The following is a 211-nucleotide window of genomic DNA, read 5'->3' as shown; positions in this document are numbered from 1 at the left end:
GCAAACCTCCATGCTCACCACCGACACCACCCACATTTCCCTTCCTTTTTGGGGAGGGGCTTTCATTGAGGCAACGGGGAAACGATTTCAGCTTGGATGCCTGTCCGCATTTCCCCTTCCTTTTTGGAGGGCTTTCATTGAGGCGGTGTTCGGCGCGCACGGCGTCCACGCTCTCATGCATTTCCCTTCCTTTTTGGAAGGGCTTTCATTG

At 54.5% G+C, this 211-nt stretch carries 1 protein-coding gene; it reads left to right on the top strand.

Annotation, left to right across the window (positions count from 1 at the left end):
• Positions 1-10: 10 nt before the first annotated feature.
• Positions 11-211: hypothetical protein (locus HMPREF2919_RS09235; protein ID WP_210398966.1), on the top strand; the 201-nt coding region annotated here is incomplete at its 3' end.

It is taken from the genome of Rothia sp. HMSC068E02 (assembly GCF_001813565.1).
In the GTDB taxonomy this organism is placed as follows: Bacteria; Actinomycetota; Actinomycetes; order Actinomycetales; family Micrococcaceae; genus Rothia.
The sequence above is the reverse complement of the archived record's forward strand: the minus strand, read 5'-3'. Positions and strand labels throughout refer to the sequence as shown.